Here is a 17,243-nt window from a genome sequence, read left to right on the forward strand (position 1 = left end):
AACTAGGGCTGGCAATGACCTTCGGCACAGTGCCAGAAGGCATGACCCAGGGCACGGATGCACGCTCAAGACGATCAAACCGACATAAAAAAGCCCGGCGCCTCACGGCGCCGGGCTTGGATCGAGATCGATGGATCGGACGGTGTCTCGTTCGCCGCCGCTCAGGGTTCGACGACGTCGAAATGCACGTCGGGATTGACGTCCGCGTCGTAGTTCACATCCTGGCGGGCGAACCCGAACAAGCGCAGGAAGTCGTGCCGGTAACCGGCGTAATCGGTCAGTTGCGACAGGTTTTCGGTATTCACGATGGGCCATAGCGCCTTGCAGGCCTGCTGCACATCGTCGCGCAGCTCCCAGTCGTCCAGGCGCAGGCGGCCTTCGCTGTCGGTCTGCGGCGCCTGGCCGTCCTGGCGGTACAGGGCATCATGAAACAAGCGGTTGATCTGCTCGATAGTGCCCTCGTGAATGCCCTTCTCTTTCATGATGTGGAACACCATGGACACATACAGCGGAATCACCGGAATCGCCGCACTGGCCTGGGTCACCACCGACTTCATCACGCCTACATAGGCCTGCAGCCCCTGCGCGGCGTAGCGAGTACGTAGCTCCTGCGCGGTATTGTCCAGGTGCTGCTTGGCCTGGCCCAGCGTGCCGTGCCAGTAAATAGGCCAGGTGATCTCGGTACCCACATAGCTATAGGCCACGGTCTTGGCGTGTTCGGCCAAGACACCTGCCTTGCTCAGCGCGTCGATCCACAAGGCCCAGTCCTCGCCGCCCATGACGGTGACGGTGTCCTTGATTTCCTGCTCGGTCGCCGGCTCCACCGATACCTGCACGACCGTGTCGCGATTGGTATCGACCGAGGACGCGGTGAATGTCTCGCCGATCGTCTTCAGCGCCGAGCGGACGACTTCGCCGGTATCGGGCAATTTGCGCACGGGCGATGCCAGCGAATAGACCACCAGATCGATCGGGCCGCCCATCTCTTGCTGGATCAGCTCGATCGCGCGGGCACGGGTCTCATGCGAGAACGCGTCGCCATTGATCGATTTGCTGTACAGCCCGGCCTGCTTGGCCAGCTTGTCGAATGCGGCAGAGTTGTACCAGCCGGCCGTGCCGGTCTTGGTCTCGCTGGAGGGCTTCTCGAAAAACACCCCCAATGTGGCCGCGCCGTAGCCAAAAGCCGCGGTAATCCGCGATGCCAGCCCATAGCCGGTGGAGGCGCCGATCACCAGTACACGCTTGGGACCTGCGGCCGACACGCCGCCGGCCTTGGTGATGTCGATTTGATCGAGCACGTTTTTCTCGCAACCGACCGGATGCGCCGTGATGCAGATAAAGCCACGAACCTTGGGATTGATAATCACGAAAAACTTCTCCGATGCGACAAGACCCGACATTCTAGATCGACGCGGGGACCATGCGCTGCCGCATAGATGCGGTAAAGCCCAAAGCAGCCAGCGCGGGCCGCCCGATTCGGCCCCTCCGGCCCTGCTATGCGGCCCTGCTATGATTGAGGCTCTTGTTGGGTTCAACAGGAAAAAACGATATGCAGGAAAGGATTCCCCACTCCATAGCCGCTGAGCCATCCATCGCCCCTCGCGTGGCCGTGCTGGAGGATGACTCGCAATTACGCGATGCCATCCTGGTGCCGGGGCTGCGCGATTTCGGTTTCGATAGCACCGGCGCCGCCACGGCGGCCGAGCTATATCGACACATGTTGCGGCAGTCGTTCGATCTGGTCGTGCTCGATATCGGGCTGCCCGGCGAAGACGGCCTCAGCGTGATGAAGCATCTGCGCGAACTGTCCAATCTCGGCATCGTGATGCTCACCGGCAATCGCAGCCGCATGAATTGCATCTTCGCGCTCAGTCATGGCGCGGACGCTTATCTATCCAAGCCCACCGACCTGGAAGTGCTGGCAGCCACCTTGCATAGTGTCGCCCGTCGTATCGTCAACGCTGACCATGGCCCGCCGAAAACCGTGGTTACGACGCACCACTGGCAACTGGATACCGACGGCTGGTGCCTGGTCTCGCCCAAGGGCAACGTGGTGGCCTTGACCATGCCCGAACGGATTTTGCTGACTCAACTCATCGCCGCGCAGGGCTCGCCGGTAAGCCGCGAGGCATTGATTGCGAGCCTGACCCAGGAGGACATCTACCATTTCGATCCGCACCGGCTCGAGATGATGATCCACCGTCTACGCCGCAAAATCTGCAAAAACACCGACGAAGCCCCACCCTTGCTCACCGTGCGCGGCACCGGATATTTGTTCGTCACGGGAAGGCGGCACTCCGGGAAAACCAACCTATAAATCGTTGGCACACTCACTCACCGGCAGCAGAATGCGAAACCGTGCGCCCTGCCCGAGCGTGCTGTGGACATCGATCGAAGCCTGCCCGGCAAGCAATAGATCGCGCACCATAGCCAGGCCCAGGCCGCTACCCTGGCCAGCCGGCTTGGTCGTGTAAAACGGCTCGAACACGCGCTTGCGCACGTCATCGGACATGCCGCACCCAGTATCGCCAAGAGACAATTCGATCTTTCTGCAGTCGCGCAGATAGACCAGCCTGATGTCGAAGCGGCCACCGTGGGGCATGGCGTCTCGCGCATTGGCGGCGATATTGAACAGCACCAGTTCGAACTGGCTTCGGTCAAAACAAACCGGCATCGGTATATCTTCGGCGGCGAAGTCCACTCGCACATCGGCATCGAATAGTTGACGCAGCATCGCCAATAGTTCGCGCACAGCCACGGCAGCATCGAAGTGCTCGGCATAAGTGTCTTCGTAACGACTAAAGCTGAGCAGACGACGGCTGACCATAATGCCGCGCCTGGCCGCCCCCTCGACACCTTCAAGTGCGCCGACCAATGCCGCGGCACCGGCTTCGGCAAGGCGATCGCGTCGCTGCGCATAGCCGAGCACGATGCTCAGCACATTGTCGAAATCATGCGCAACGCCTCCCGCGACGCGCCCTACTGCCTCCAGTTTCTGTACGTGAACCAAGCGCTGCTGCACGCTTGACCGACGCTCCATCTCCTCATGCAAGCGCTGGCTCGCCCGCTCTAGATCCCGGCTCTTCGCCTGCGATTCGGCGAGCGTCTCACGCAAAGTTTCAGCGGATCGGTCAACGATTAGCGCGATCAACAAATAGCTCGTCGACAGCACCGACAGTGCGACCCATGTCGGCGCGTACAACCTCCCGTACAGCCGATGTTGCTGTAACTCCACCAGCGCACCGATCACGAAAATCAGTTGCAGACAGACGAACACCAGCCATAGCGCACGACGCCGCTGCATCCATCCGCTGAGCAATAACGACAACACACACAACGCGGCATCGAGTTTCTGTCCGCGCAAGCCAAAGACGGCATGGGTCGACGCTAGCGACATCAACGAGGCACCGAGAAACAAACCCACCGAGAGTTGGAGTTCGCCACGGCGTATCAACACCACACCCCACCAGGCAATCAAAGCCACCTGGATATCGGTGGCCAGATCGATCATCTCACCGACCGATACCGGCAGCCCCTCCGTATAGACGCGATGAAGCACCCATACCGGCAATAGCAAACCTATCACCACAAACAGCGAACCTAGCACCGCCGTACAACGTCGATCACAAGCATTGTGCAATAACGTTATCGACCGCCATGCGGCGACAGCTCGCCCCATGCTCCACACCCTTTCTCTCACTAAGGACTACCTCGAACGATGAGCCCCCATGGCGAGGTTCTTTGTGACACCACTTGTGCTGGGTAACAAGCCCTTTGGTTTAGTGAGTAAGCGTGAATTTTTCAATTAATTAGTGAGAAAAGCCAAGCATCGGCTTGGATATGTGATGTAGCGAAAACAGCCGTGGAAAAGCGTGCGTGACTCCACCGCCGCGCTAACGAATCCTCCGAAACCACGAGGTCATCAAGACTTCGTCTCCACGGGCTCGTCATTCAGACGTCCATAGCCCGTTGGTCTTTCACGAATAGGGAGTATTACGTGAACAAGATCCACAGCAAGATTTGGAGTAAATCCCTTCAAGCACTCGTCGTTGCATCCGAATGGGCCAAAGCCAGCGGCAAGACCGGCGCAACGCGTCGCTTGCGCATCGTGACGATGGCTGCCGCCATGGCATGCGTACCGGACATGGCGCTTGCCGCCGAAGACAGCGATGCACAAGCCGCTGCGGAACGCAGCTTGGCCGAAGTCACCCAAACGGCCGGCATTCAATCGCTGCAACAACTCCATGCCGTAGCACCCCATGCCGTCATCGCACGCGGCAATCGCTACTTCAAAGCCAGCGGCGAGTCCGGCGACACTAAAGACGAATCCAAAGTCGACGGCGCCCGTTCATTGGCCGCCGGCGCCCACAGCAAAGCGCTGGGCAATGACAGCACCGCTGTTGGCAACGGCAGCCACGCGGCAAAGGACAACGCGACGGCGATCGGCGCTGCCGCCATCGCCGAAAGCGAGCAATCCAGCGCATTGGGCGCACAAAGCTATGCCGAAGGCAGCTACACCACCGCCATCGGCAGTAGCAGCTATGCACGTGCCATAGGCGCCAGCGCGTTCGGCTCGGGCAGCATCGCGTTTGGCGAGTTTGCTACCGCCACCGGTTATGGCGCATTGGCCCAAGGCAACCATAGCTCGGCCTACGGCGAAAACAGTCAGGCCACGCAAGACAACACCCTGGCCCTGGGCGCCAACGCACAGGCCAGCGACGTCGGCGCCACTGCCAGTGGCTTCGGTGCCCAGGCCTCCGGCGTCTACAGCACCGCCACGGGCATGGAAGCGGTCGCCGCCGGCCGGCTATCCACCACCTACGGTTTCCGCAGCGAGGCCCATGGCATCGCATCCGTCGCCATGGGCGGCTATAGCGTCGCCAGCGGCGACTTCGCTGCCGCCTTCGGCTATGACGCGAAAGCCACAGGCCACCTTGCCATCGCACTCGGCAAAGGTGCTGAGGCCAGCGGCGACGAGAGCGTGGCAGTCGGCGGCTCAACGGACGGAATCGTCAACGCGCGAGCAACCAAGGTAGCCGGCACTGCTCTTGGCGCGGGTGCCTGGGCTACGGCCGATTACACCACCGCCATTGGTCACAATAGCTGGGCCTCGGCGACTGATGCCGTCGCGATCGGCCGGGATGCCTACGCTAAAGAGGAGAACAGCGTCGCGCTAGGCAACAACTCAGTGGCCGATCGCAGTCGTACCGTATCCGTCGGCGACCGTGGCCTGGAGCGACAAATCGCCAACGTTGCGACCGGCACCCAAGACACCGATGCAGTGAATCTTGCGCAACTCAACGAGGTCGCCGGCACTGCCAACAGATACCTCAAGGTCAACGGTGCCGAGAATAGTGGCGACGAAGCAACGGCCGAAAGCGAGCTGTCGATGGCTGCCGGCTCGGGCGCCACAGCCTATGCGCTCGGCGGCACCGCGATCGGTACCGGCGCCATCGCCATGGGCGAGTTCGCGACGGCCACTGGCTATGGCGCACTCGCCCAAGGCAGTCATAGCTCGGCCTATGGCGAAAATAGCCAGGCCACCCAGGACAACACCCTGGCTCTAGGCGCCAACGCCAGCGCCAGCGCGATCGGCGCCACCGCAAACGGCTTCCGCAGCAACGCCAGCGCCATGGCCGCGGTCGCGATGGGCGGCTATAGCGTGGCCAGCGGCGACCAGAGCGTGGCCGTCGGCGGAAGTGCCTGGGCTACCGCCGACTACACCACTGCTATCGGCCACAACAGCCGGGCCTCCGAGATCAACACGGTCGCACTGGGCCGGAACGCCTCTGCCAGTGCGGCAAGCAGCGTCGCCATTGGCGCCGACTCACAAGCCCGCCGCATCAATACCGTCTCGGTCGGCGACATCCGCCATGAACGGCAGATCGTCAATGTCGCTGCCGGCACGGAAGGCACCGATGCGGTAAACAAGGCACAGTTGGATGACGCCGTCGCCGGCATCGGCGCCCCCAGCTCGGTGCGTTACGACGACAGCAGCCGTGACCGGGTTACCTTGGGTGGAGGCGCTGCCGGCACCACGATCGACAACATCGCAGCGGGCGACATCGGCACAGGCAGTCGTCAAGCCATCCATGGTGGCCAGCTCAACGACTTCGGCCATAGCGTCGCGCAGATGCTTGGTGGCGGCACCGCCTTCGGCGCAGCAGGTTTCACTGCACCGACGTTCTCCATTCAAGGCGGTAGCTACAACAACGTCGGTGGTGCACTCAGCGCCCTCGATGGCGCCATGAATAATGCGTTCACCCTCATCGGCGGGCTCATTGTGGGCGGCGGCGGCAACGGCAACGCACCGATCGGCAGCGGCGACGGGCTGGCTATCGGTAAAGGCAGCCATGCCCATGACAGCCGCGACACGGTGTTTGGTCACGGCGCCGTCGCCAGCGCGGATGCCAGCACCGTGCTGGGCAACGCCGCCTCGGTGAGTACCACAGCGACCCATTCGGTTGCGGTGGGCGCGGACAGCTCGGTCATGGCGGCCTCCGGCACGGCCATCGGCCAGGGCACACAAGTCACCGCAAACAACAGTGTGGCGGTGGGTGCCGGCTCAATAGCCGACCGTGCCAATAGTGTGTCGATGGGTACGGTAGGCAGCGAACGCCAGATCGCCAACGTTGCCGCCGGCACCGCCGCAACGGATGCGGCCAACCTCGGCCAAGTGAACGATGCGCTTGCCACCGCGAAAACCTATGCCGATGCGGGCGATGCAAAGACCTTGAATCAATCCAAGGCTTATACCGACACCAGGCTGAGCAATGCCGTTAGCAGCACTGACTTCAATGCGTTCCGCAGCACCGTGGACCGTCGCTTCCACCAGCTCGATCGGCGCATGGATCGCATGGGTGCGATAGCTGCCGCCAATACACAGATGGCAATCAACGCAGCGGGAGCAACCCACCCGCGTGGCCGCGTCGCGGTAGGCGCCGGCATTCAAGGCGGCCGTAGCGCGTTGGCCGTGGGCTACGCGGCACCGCTCGGCGAACGCGCCCGCTTCAGCCTCGGTGGCGCGTTCTCCGGCTCGGAGAACTCCGCAGGCATCGGCTTCGGCCTCGACCTGTAATCCGCCTGGCCGTGGTGCATCCGCAGCGCGGCCTTTCCAAGCGATGTCACGGTAGGAACGCCGTGACCGCACCTTCACATCAAGACCTCTGGGGAATAAAGCATGAAGCTTCGAACCATCCAGCGTTGCACCTTGGCTGTCGCCATGGCGATGGCCCTACCCGTCGCGTTTGCCGCAGGCGGCCCATCAGCCATGAAGTACGACCACGTCTCGACCCATGCCAAGTCCGCTGGCTATGACCGTTTCATCGTCACCTATCGCGACGACGTTGTCGCAGCCAAGACCCCTGCTACGGTCGTGCAGGACATCACTGTCGCATTGAATCGCAGCGGCATCGCAGCCAGCCAGGCGGGTACGCCCACCGTCGCTGTGCGCTATATGCGCAAGCTGGCCACCGGTGCCGAGCTGGTTCGTACCGGACGCAAGCTCAACTCAACTGAAGCGAATGCGCTGATGCAGCAACTCGCGACCAATCCCGCCGTGCTGTATGTCGAGCCGGATACCTTGATGAAGGCGATCAGCGACACGGCGACGCCGATCGTGCCGAACGATCCGCTCTTCACCAAGTATCAGTGGCATATGCGTCCAGGTAACGGTGCCATGGAAACTATTGGCAAGGACACTGCCGCCTATGCCAATCGGGGCGGCAGCAATGCGTCGATGGCCTGGAACCTGAGCGAAGGCAAAGGCACGGTCGTTGCCGTGCTCGACACCGGCATCACCCTGCATCCCGATCTGGACACCTCGCTAACCGATGCCGGCTACGACTTCATCATCGACAAGGATATCTCCGGCCGCGATACCGATGGCCGTGTGCCTGGCGGCTGGGACACTGGCGATGACTGCAAGGAGGAAGACGACCCTAGCAGTTGGCACGGCACCCACGTCGCCGGCACTATCGCCGAGCTGACCAACAACGAGGTCGGCATGGCCGGTGTAGCGCCAAAGGCGAAGGTACTGCCGGTACGAGTACTCGGCCATTGCGGCGGCTACCGCTCCGACATCGCTGATGCCATCGTATGGGCTTCCGGTGGTGATGTTGAGGGCGTACCTGCCAACCAGCACCCGGCCCAAGTCATGAACATGAGCCTTGGCGGAGGCGGCGCTTGCGCCGCCGACAGTGTCTACGGCAAAGCCATTGCCGGCGCAAACAGTCGCGGCACCAGCGTGGTGGTAGCCGCAGGCAACAGCAATGCCGACGCCAGAAACTTCAGCCCAGCCAGTTGCCCCGGCGTAATCAACGTGGCCGCCAATGGCATTACCGGCAAGCGTGCGTTCTACTCCAACTACGGCAGCAGCATCACCCTGTCGGCGCCGGGCGGTGGCGTCTATGCCAACGACGGCAGTGGCGGTGCCAGGGTCGATGCCGGCTGGGTTTGGTCCACTACCAATACCGGCACGACCGTACCCGCTGACCCAGCTTACGGAGGCGCCCCTTTCGCCGGCACCTCCATGGCCGCACCGCATGTGGCCGGCGTCGTAGCGTTGATGGTCAGTGCGCGCAAGGACGCAGAACTAACCGCGCTGACCCCAGCCGAGGTGCGTACCGCACTGACCAGCAGCGCAAGAGCATTCCCAAGCAGGCCAGACCAGGTGATCGGTGCAGGTATCGTCGATGCTCATGCAGCAGTACAGAAGGCTATTGATGGCAACACTACCCTGCTGCCCACTCCACTGAGCAACGGTGTGTTGATCGCCAATCTGTCCGGCGCGGCCGGCGATACCCTGCTCTACTCGATCGACGTACCCGCCGACGCGACCCGGCTCAATCTGCGCACCCTTGGCGGCACCGGCGATGTCTCGCTGTTTATCAAACACGGCGAAGAGCCGGTGGCGGATGGCGCCAACGCTGATTTCCGCTCGGTCAAGCCAGGCAATAGCGAATCGGTAGTTATCGGCAAACCCGCCGCTGGCATCTGGTATTTGCGTGTGACCGGCGTGAAGGATTTCAGCAAGGTCTCAATCATCGGCAGCTACAAGGCGCCGTAAGCGCAGCGTCCGTCGGTGTAGCCCCGGCCATCGTGCCGGGGCTCTCTTCTTTTCGTTGGCTGACGTCTTGCTCAGCCGCGCCGACTCGCACCGATGGCCATCAGCCGGCGACGTCAACCTGTTCCAGCGCTACCGCAACAGCGTGGATCACCGCGGCGATACGTGCCGCACTTTGAATCGGCTGCGCCGACAGGCCATGCTTGCGCAAGGTCTTTTCATGCGACTCCAGGCACATGCCGCAGCCGTTGATCGCCGATACCGCCAGCGAGGCCAATTCGAAATCGACCTTGTCGCCACCAGGGTTGGACATCGCATTCATACGCAAGCCGGCGCGCAAGGTACCGTATTCGGCATCGCCGACCAGATGCAAAAAACGATAGTAAATATTGTTCATGCCCATGATGGCGGCGGCGACGCGGGCACCATTCAATTCTTCCGCATTGGCATGCTTGGCGGCTTCTTCGGCGATCGCCGCGGTCAGCGGTTTGTAACGCGACGCAATAGCCGAAGCGAGCGCGATCACGGCGATCTGTTTCTGGTTGAGACCGGGCGCGCCACCTTCGCTCAAGACGGACTCAAGATTGAGACGCAGATCTTTGGCGTACTCAGGTAGTTGGCTCTTCAGGTCAGCAAGGCTCATGGGGCACCTCATTAAATTCTGGGCAAAAAAAACCGACGGCGAAGCGGGCTTCGCCGCCGGTGGAAGTACCGCGCGCCTAGAGCTGGTTAAAAGTCTCTAGAGGGAGGGGGAGGCAACGCGCGGTCGGGCAAGGCAAAGCTATTAATCAGGCAACGTGCAGGGTCTCTTCACCCTTGTGCCAGTTGCACGGGCACAGCTCGTCGGTCTGCAGGGCGTCAAGTACGCGCAGCACTTCCTGCGGGTTACGGCCGACCGAACCATCGGTGACGTAGACGAAGCGGATGATGCCTTCGGGATCGACCAGGAACGAAGCACGCTGTGCAACGCCTTCGCGGTCATTGGTCTTGATGCCCAGCGCCGTGATGAGATCCTTGTTGATGTCGGCAAGCATGGGGAACGGCAGGTCGCGCAGATCCTTGTGGTCTTTGCGCCATGCCAAGTGCACGAACTCGGAATCGGTGCTGGCGGCGAGAATCTGGCAATCGCGATCGGCGAACTGCGAGTTCAGATCGGCAAAACCCTTGATCTCGGTCGGGCAGACGAAGGTGAAATCCTTCGGGTAGAAGAACACCAACAGCCACTTGTTCTTGTAGGTATCGTTGGTGATCGGAAAGAACGCTTTCTCAAGGCTCTCGATCGAAACGGTCGCGGTGAGGTTGAAGTGCGGAAACTTGTCGCCAATGGTCAACATGCTGATCTCTCCTGGTGGCTTGGGAATAACAAACGGCAAAGGTTTGCTGAATAGGGTTCGCGCCGCGTACGGCACGTGTTGAACCGCAGAGATTACGCAGCCGGGACGCATTGTTCAAATTGATTGTTACCATCACAATCATTGACGCCGCCTATCGAATGATATGACCAAGCCGAATCTCATGGATCTGCGACTATGAACCTACGCGACCTGCATTACCTCGTGGCTTTGGCCGAGCATCGCCATTTCGGTCGTGCCGCCGAAGCCAGCTTTGTCAGCCAGCCCACCCTCTCGACCCAGATCAAGAAACTGGAAGACGAGTTGGGCGTGGCCCTGGTCGAGCGCACCCCGCGCAAAGTGCTGTTGACCGAGACCGGTCGTGAAATCGCCCGGCGCGCACGCGGCGTGTTGGCCGAGATCGACGAGATCAAGGCCATCGCTCAACGCACTCGCGACCCGGAGTCCGGCACGTTGCGGCTGGGTATTTTCCCCACGCTCGGCCCTTATCTACTACCGCATCTGGTTCCTTTGGTACGCAACCGCTATCCGCGCCTGGAACTGCTCCTGGTGGAGGATAAAACCGAGCAGGTCATCAGAATGCTGCGCGAAGGCTCGCTGGACGTCGGCATCCTTGCGCTGCCCCTGCACGAAGACAGCCTGATTACCGAATTTCTATTCGAGGAGCCCTTCGTACTGGCCGTTCCTGATAGCCACCCGCTGGTGCACCTGAAACATCGCCTGAAGCTCAGCGACCTGGAAGACGAAAGCCTGCTGCTGCTTGAGGATGGTCACTGCATGCGCGATCAGGCGCTGGAGGTCTGCCAGCTCGCAGGCGCCGGGGAGAAATCGGGCTTTCGTGCCACCAGCCTGGAAACGCTGCGCCAGATGGTAGCCGCGAACGTGGGCATCACTCTGCTGCCGACCCTGGCAATCAAGCCGCCGATGTCACGCACCGACAACGTCCATCTGATCGAATTCTCCGGGCATGCGCCGAGCCGTCGCATCGCGCTGGTATGGCGCAAAAGCTCATCCATGAATAGCTTCCTCAAAGGCATGGCCGAGGTCTTTCGCGGCCTGCCACCGGATCTATTGACCCCAGGCACGACCGTGACCAAGATCCCGGCGCGACAGAAGGCGGCGAGCAAGTGAACCTACTCGCCGGCTACCCCATCCATCGCAACAAGACTTACTGAGCGCTATGCAACGACTGCTCACTGCCGCACTCGTACTTCTGCTTGCCCTGGGTGCGCTGCACTGGTGGCAGCACCGCTCGCTGACGCAGACGCCAGGCGTACTCGCGCCGAACATTCCCGAACAAGTGAATCTGGACGACGGCACGAAATTGCAGCGCGGCGACGTCACCTTGCTCACGCGCGCGCATATGGAACTGACCGCCCGCCTGCTCTCGCGCGAGGATTATTCCTTCGATGCCGGCGCGACGCTGGCCCCGATGGATTTCGCCCTGGGCTGGGGCCGCATGTCCGACAGCGAAGTGTTGGCGAAAATCAGCATCAGCCAATCCAACCGCTTCTACTACTGGCATGTCGACGACTTTCCGATACCGCGCCGTGAAATCGAAACCTCCAGCGCCAACATGCACCTGATTCCCGCCGATGAGAATGTGCGCCGATCACTGGAACACATGCGACCCGGACAACTAGTGCACCTGCAAGGTTTTCTAGTCGATGCCAGCCGCCCTGACGGCTGGCAGTGGCACACCTCGATGACCCGCGACGACACCGGCAACGGCGCCTGCGAACTGTTCTATGTGGAGGCCGCCGAGTCGAGCGCTCGCTAAGCTAGCCCGGCGACAAACCGATCGGGCAGCTCACCCCGGTGCCGCCCAGGCCGCAATAGCCATCGACATGCTTGGACAAATATTGCTGGTGCTCGTCTTCGGCAAAGTAAAACGGTCCGGCCATCGTCATCTCCGTCGTGATGGCGCCGTAGCCGGCACGATCAAGCTCCGCCTGGTAGCACCCGGCCGAAGCCTCGACCACGGCAAGCTGATCTGCACTGGACGTATAGATGGCTGAACGATACTGAGTACCCGTGTCGTTGCCCTGCCGCATGCCCTGAGTGGGGTCGTGACTTTCCCAGAAAATGCGCAGCAAGGTATCGAGACTGACCTGTTGCGGATCGTAGACCACCCGAACCACCTCGGCATGACCGGTCTGACCCGAGCAAACTTCGCGATAGCTTGGGTTGGGCGTGTAGCCGCCGGCATAACCGACGGCGGTCGTCAGCACACCCGGCAAACTCCAGAATTTACGCTCGGCACCCCAGAAACAGCCCATGCCCAGCAACAGCGTCTCGCTGCCGGGAAAGGCATCGGCCAGCAATGACCGTCCATGCACGTGATGAGGGTGTGCCGCCTTAATCGGCGTATCGCGCCCTGGCAAGGCATCTTCAGGACGCGTCATACGTTGTTTCCAAGCGCCAATACCAAGCATGTGCCGTCTCCCGCCTGCAATTCATAACGCCTGAGAAATGGGGACTCGAACCGGCCGGCACAAGATCGCCCGGTTCACTATCGCCCGGCATGTCAATACTGCAGCAAGGCCTGCAAGGGTAGGTCGCTATGCCAACGGCTACGCCCTTGCAGAGCAGCCAGCTCAATCAGCACGCTGGCACCGACCAGGACGCCGCCCAGTTTGCCGATCAACGTGCGCCCCGCCGCCAGCGTGCCACCCGTGGCCAGCACATCGTCGACCAGCAGCACCCGCTCACCCGGCTTTAAAGCATCGCTGCGGGCTTCCAGTCGATCGGTGCCGTATTCCAGCGCGTAATCCACCGCGATCACCGGCGGCGGCAACTTGTTCGGCTTGCGTAGCGGCACAAAGCCGGCGTGCAGTTTCTGCGCCAGCGCCGCGCCAAAAATAAAACCGCGCGACTCGATACCGCATACCGCCTGTACGCTACTGCCCTGCCAAGGCTCAGCCATCGCGTCGATACAACGGGCAAACCCGCCGGCATCGGCAAGCAACGGCGTGATGTCGCGAAATACGACGCCAAGCTTGGGGAAATCCGGCACGGCACGGATAAGCGCCTCGATCTGTTTCATGGCATCACTCGTTCATTCTTGGGATGACTGACTAAGCGGATCGGTGGAGGCCACGGAGAGACTTTGCACAGGCTCGGCCAGCGAAAGGGGCAACCTAACCGCAGTCGAGTATTGATGGGGGCAAACCACCCTCGTGTTCGTTCAATACAGCGCGCGCTTCGACCAGTTGCAGCTCGACCCCACGCACCACCGCGTCCGCGGCCGCCTGACTCGATTCAGGCACCAACACCGCCACATAATCCAGCGCCGGCAATTGCCCAACCGCTCCGGTGAGGTACTCGCCGGAGATAAAAGCCGGAATGCCCTCGCGTTCCAGCGCATCCTTTACCAGATGGGCGTCGATCAGGGTTTCGGCTCGGTAGGCGATGCGCATGTCATGCACGCTAACGCCGATGCTGACGGTGGGCAAGCGCCGCAGCAGCTCACTTCGGTAATAAATCCCCGCAACGCATCGGCCCGGTCTCTTTCACCCAGGGAATACGCCCCACAAACTACGGATATTCGGGGTAACCGCAGCATCACCCGGACAGGGTAAACTTATGCGTTCTGCCCATGTGCAACGAGCTTTACGCGATGTCGACCGAAAAAACCGTAGCCGCGCCTGTCACTGCCACTTCGCCCGATGCGCCGAAGACCGATGTACAGAGGGCCGATGTACAAAGGGACTTCGTCCGCCAGATCATCCGCGACGACCTTGCTGCGGGCCGCCATCACGCCATCCGCACGCGCTTTCCGCCGGAGCCCAACGGCTATCTGCACATCGGTCACGCCAAGGCGATCTGCCTGAGCTTCGGCATCGCCGCCGAGTTCAAGGGCTGGTGCAACCTGCGCCTGGACGACACCAATCCGGGCAAAGAAGACCCTGAGTTCGTCGAAGGCATCAAGGACGACGTGCGCTGGCTTGGCTACGAATGGCACGACCTGCGGCATGCCTCGGATTATTTCGACGTGTTCTACCGCGCAGCGATCAAGCTGATCGAAGACGGTCACGCCTATGTCGACGACCTCAGCGCCGATGAAATGCGCGAATATCGCGGCACGCTGACTACACCGGGCCGCCATTCGCCATATCGCGAACGCAGCGTGGAGGAAAACCTCGACTTGTTCCGCCGCATGCGGGCGGGCGAATTCGACGACGGCAGCAAAACCCTGCGCGCGAAGATCGACGTAACCTCCGGCAATATGAATATGCGCGATCCGGCGATCTATCGCATTCGCAAGGTGACCCACCAGAACACCGGCGATGCCTGGCCGATCTACCCGATGTACGACTACGCGCATTGCTTGTCCGATGCGCTGGAAGGCATCACTCATTCGCTATGCACGCTGGAATTCGAAGATCACCGCCCTCTATATGACTGGTTCGTCGACAAGGTCGACCTGCCCAATCATCCTGAGCTATGGCAGTCCCTGCACGATGCCGGCTTCGAAAGCGAGCCGGACAAGCCGCGACAAATCGAATTCTCTCGCCTCAACCTCAGCTACTGCATTACCAGCAAGCGCAAGCTGGCGCAGTTGGTCAACGAAAACCTCGTCGATGGCTGGGACGATCCGCGCATGAATACGCTGCGCGGCCTGCGCCGTCGCGGCTTCACCCCGGCCGGCCTGCGCCTGCTGATCGAGCGCCTGGGCGTGAGCAAGCAAAACAGCGTGATCGACTATGCGATTCTCGAAGGCTGTATCCGCGAAGATCTCGACGCCACCGCTGCACGTCGCATGGCCGTACTCGATCCATTGAAATTGGTCATCACCAATTTGCCGGCATCGCACGACGAAGCCCTGGTGTTTCCCAACCATCCCAAAGACGAGAGTTTCGGCACCCGCGAAGTACCCTTCGCGCCCGAGATCTGGATCGAACGCGAGGACTTCGCCGAAGTGCCGCCGAAGGGGTTCCATCGACTCAAGCCTGAGGGCGAAGTACGCCTGCGCGGCGTCGGCATCGTGAAGTGCGACGAGGTCATCAAGGATGCCGATGGCAACGTGACCGAACTGCGCTGCAGCCTCGATCTCCAATCGCGCCATGGCATGCCCGGCGCAGACCGCAAGGTGAAGGGCACTATTCACTGGGTTAGCGCCAAGCATGGCGTGGCCACCGAAATACGTTTGTACGACCGCTTGTTCAACGTGGCCGCACCCGACGACGAAAGCGACGGCAAAAGCTGGATCGAGCACATCAACCCTGACGCCAAGCGCACCGTACACGGCTGGCTTGAGCCCGCGGCGGCTCGGGTCGAGCCCGAACAGCGCTTCCAGTTCGAACGGCTCGGCTATTTTGTCGCCGACCGCACCGATCATCGTGCCGAAGCCCCTGTCTTCAACCGTGCGGTTACGCTACGCGACACCTGGACTAAACAGGCAGGCTGATGGGCATGTTGCCGCTGCAAATTCATCTCACCTTGCCGCCGTGGATCGGTGATGTCGCCGACACCAACAAACGCTATCTCACGGACGAAGAGCGCGTAGGCCTGGCGATTGAGCTGTCGCAGCACAATATTGCCCATGGCACCGGCGGCCCGTTTGGCGCGGCCGTGTTCGACGAACATGGCCGCTTGATCGCCGCCGCAGCCAACCGCGTGGTGCCGCAGACATGCTCCGTGGCGCACGCTGAGATGCTGGCCTATATGGCAGCGCAGCAACGACTGTCGCGCTACCGTCTCAACGAATTGGGCGACCGCCATATTCTCGCCACCAGTTCGCAGCCGTGCTGCCAATGCTATGGCGCCACCGTATGGGCTGGTATTGACGAGCTGCTTATCGGCGCACGCGCCGAAGACGTAGAAGAGCTTACCGAGTTCGACGAAGGCCCCCTGCCGGCTGACTGGATCGGCGAATTGGAGCGCCGCGGCATTGCCGTGCGCCGCGACATTCTGCGTGACCGGGCACGCACGGTGCTGGCCGCCTATGGCGCGAGCGGGTCAACCTATTGAGCCGATTCCGCGCCGCGCTGCCACTGATCCTGCTGCTGCTGGCGGGCATCGCGCTGTTTGCTTCTGGCGCACTGGATCAGTTGCACCCTGAGCAGTTGATCGCCCATCAAGATCAACTGCATGCGCAGATCCATTCCAATCCCTGGCTCAGTCGACTGGCCTTTGTCGGCCTGCTTACCCTGGCGATGTCGACCGGCATTCCAGGCACGGTGGTCATCATCTTCGCCGGCGGCTTTGCTTTCGGCGTGGTCGAGGGCACGCTGTGCTCATCGATCGGGGTCACCCTGGGTTCGCTGATCCTGTATCTGGCCAGCCGCTACGCCATGGGCGGCGGCGGCAAACATCCGCCGGTCTACGTTGAACGACTGCGCCACGGCTTTGCCAAGCATCCGGTCAGCTACACCTTGTTTCTGCGTTTTGTGCCGGTGGTGCCATTCGGCATGGTTACCTTGAGCCTGGCCTGGCTACGCTGCCCTTTATGGCTATTCATCGGCGCCACCTGGCTAGGCGGCACCGTCATGCTGATCTTCGAAACCTCGGTCGGTGCCGGCCTTGGCACTGTGCTCAGCCACAACAAACAACTCGGCCCCGGCCTGCTGCTGCAGTACGAAGTGTTGCTGCCACTGGGCGCACTCGCCCTGCTTGCGCTGCTGCCATTGTTGCTAAGCCGCTTTACCCGCCGTTTTCATCACCACGCGCCCCCGCCGACGGAGTGAACTGCCCCGAGCAAGCACTGTCCCCCTGCTTTGTGGGGATTTGTCACAAACCACAGCAATCCCTAATCTTCCCAGTGGCAAGCTAGGTACTGACATGGCGCCGATCGCTGCACAAGATCCGGCCCTCCCAACCACCTG

The 17,243-nt window shown here is 61.4% G+C and carries 15 protein-coding genes; 8 read left to right on the plus strand and 7 right to left on the minus strand.

Translation table 11 applies throughout. From position 1 onward, the window contains the following. Nucleotides 1-161 precede the first annotated feature (161 nt). Entirely contained in the window at nucleotides 162-1,367 is a 1,206-nt protein-coding gene (gene fabV / locus DVJ77_RS16360) for an enoyl-ACP reductase FabV (protein ID WP_114846732.1), read from the minus strand. 182 nt (nucleotides 1,368-1,549) lie between these two features. Here fabV and DVJ77_RS16365 point away from each other — a divergent pair, with 182 nt between their 5' ends. Beyond that, complete coding sequence (locus DVJ77_RS16365; protein ID WP_114846599.1) at nucleotides 1,550-2,317, plus strand: response regulator transcription factor; 768 nt, start codon at nucleotides 1,550-1,552, stop codon at nucleotides 2,315-2,317. On the opposite strand, the gene DVJ77_RS16370 is transcribed toward DVJ77_RS16365, so the two are convergent. Continuing rightward, nucleotides 2,312-3,679: a sensor histidine kinase gene (locus tag DVJ77_RS16370; protein ID WP_114846600.1), complete on the minus strand. Its 1,368-nt coding sequence runs from the start codon at nucleotides 3,677-3,679 to the stop codon at nucleotides 2,312-2,314. The two genes, DVJ77_RS16365 and DVJ77_RS16370, sit on opposite strands and share 6 nt — an antisense overlap. 318 nt (nucleotides 3,680-3,997) lie before the next feature. Here DVJ77_RS16370 and DVJ77_RS21185 point away from each other — a divergent pair, with 318 nt between their 5' ends. Both DVJ77_RS21185 and DVJ77_RS16410 read left to right on the plus strand, forming a co-directional pair. Then, the gene (locus tag DVJ77_RS21185; RefSeq protein WP_162791531.1) at nucleotides 3,998-7,078 is read left to right on the plus strand and encodes an ESPR-type extended signal peptide-containing protein; all 3,081 of its coding nucleotides are present in this window, start codon (nucleotides 3,998-4,000) and stop codon (nucleotides 7,076-7,078) included. A 102-nt stretch (nucleotides 7,079-7,180) separates the two neighbouring features. After that, nucleotides 7,181-9,067, plus strand: a complete 1,887-nt coding sequence (locus DVJ77_RS16410; RefSeq protein ID WP_114846601.1) for a S8 family peptidase — start codon at nucleotides 7,181-7,183, stop codon at nucleotides 9,065-9,067. A gap of 100 nt (nucleotides 9,068-9,167) precedes the next feature. Here DVJ77_RS16410 and ahpD read toward each other — a convergent pair whose 3' ends face one another. Beyond that, entirely contained in the window at nucleotides 9,168-9,707 is a 540-nt protein-coding gene (ahpD, locus tag DVJ77_RS16415) for an alkylhydroperoxidase, AhpD family (RefSeq protein ID WP_114846602.1), read from the minus strand. 145 nt (nucleotides 9,708-9,852) lie between these two features. Then, nucleotides 9,853-10,398 carry a peroxiredoxin gene (locus DVJ77_RS16420; RefSeq protein WP_114846603.1) on the minus strand — a complete coding sequence of 182 codons (546 nt, stop codon included), beginning with the start codon at nucleotides 10,396-10,398 and terminating at the stop codon, nucleotides 9,853-9,855. Nucleotides 10,399-10,593: 195 nt separating this feature from the next. Between DVJ77_RS16420 and oxyR the strand changes: the two genes are divergently transcribed. Both oxyR and DVJ77_RS16430 read left to right on the plus strand, forming a co-directional pair. Next, the gene (oxyR, locus tag DVJ77_RS16425) at nucleotides 10,594-11,547 is read left to right on the plus strand and encodes a DNA-binding transcriptional regulator OxyR (RefSeq protein ID WP_114846604.1); all 954 of its coding nucleotides are present in this window, start codon (nucleotides 10,594-10,596) and stop codon (nucleotides 11,545-11,547) included. A gap of 49 nt (nucleotides 11,548-11,596) precedes the next feature. Beyond that, the gene (locus DVJ77_RS16430; RefSeq protein WP_114846605.1) at nucleotides 11,597-12,196 is read left to right on the plus strand and encodes a hypothetical protein; all 600 of its coding nucleotides are present in this window, start codon (nucleotides 11,597-11,599) and stop codon (nucleotides 12,194-12,196) included. A 1-nt stretch (nucleotide 12,197) separates the two neighbouring features. Here DVJ77_RS16430 and msrA read toward each other — a convergent pair whose 3' ends face one another. The 3 genes from msrA to DVJ77_RS16445 all read right to left on the minus strand — a co-directional run bounded on the left by msrA (nucleotide 12,198) and on the right by DVJ77_RS16445 (nucleotide 13,835). Next, complete coding sequence (gene msrA, locus DVJ77_RS16435; protein WP_114846606.1) at nucleotides 12,198-12,851, minus strand: peptide-methionine (S)-S-oxide reductase MsrA; 654 nt, start codon at nucleotides 12,849-12,851, stop codon at nucleotides 12,198-12,200. Between the two features lie 92 nt (nucleotides 12,852-12,943). Continuing rightward, on the minus strand, nucleotides 12,944-13,462 hold the full coding sequence (locus tag DVJ77_RS16440) for an adenine phosphoribosyltransferase (RefSeq protein WP_114846607.1): 519 nt from the start codon (nucleotides 13,460-13,462) through the stop codon (nucleotides 12,944-12,946). A 94-nt stretch (nucleotides 13,463-13,556) separates the two neighbouring features. Beyond that, the gene (locus tag DVJ77_RS16445; protein WP_114846733.1) at nucleotides 13,557-13,835 is read right to left on the minus strand and encodes a putative signal transducing protein; all 279 of its coding nucleotides are present in this window, start codon (nucleotides 13,833-13,835) and stop codon (nucleotides 13,557-13,559) included. A 200-nt stretch (nucleotides 13,836-14,035) separates the two neighbouring features. Here DVJ77_RS16445 and DVJ77_RS16450 point away from each other — a divergent pair, with 200 nt between their 5' ends. The 3 genes from DVJ77_RS16450 to DVJ77_RS16460 are packed head-to-tail and all read left to right on the plus strand — an operon-like array spanning nucleotide 14,036 to nucleotide 17,105. Further along, complete coding sequence (locus DVJ77_RS16450) at nucleotides 14,036-15,826, plus strand: glutamine--tRNA ligase/YqeY domain fusion protein (protein WP_114846734.1); 1,791 nt, start codon at nucleotides 14,036-14,038, stop codon at nucleotides 15,824-15,826. A 5-nt stretch (nucleotides 15,827-15,831) separates the two neighbouring features. After that, nucleotides 15,832-16,389, plus strand: coding sequence for a nucleoside deaminase (locus tag DVJ77_RS16455; protein ID WP_114846735.1), 558 nt, complete (start codon nucleotides 15,832-15,834; stop codon nucleotides 16,387-16,389). Continuing rightward, entirely contained in the window at nucleotides 16,386-17,105 is a 720-nt protein-coding gene (locus DVJ77_RS16460) for a TVP38/TMEM64 family protein (RefSeq protein WP_114846608.1), read from the plus strand. Before DVJ77_RS16455 ends, DVJ77_RS16460 begins: the two co-directional genes overlap by 4 nt. The last annotated feature ends 138 nt before the right edge of the window (nucleotides 17,106-17,243 follow it).

It is taken from the genome of Dyella tabacisoli (genome assembly GCF_003350925.1).
Classification (GTDB): domain Bacteria; phylum Pseudomonadota; class Gammaproteobacteria; order Xanthomonadales; family Rhodanobacteraceae; genus Dyella_C; species Dyella_C tabacisoli.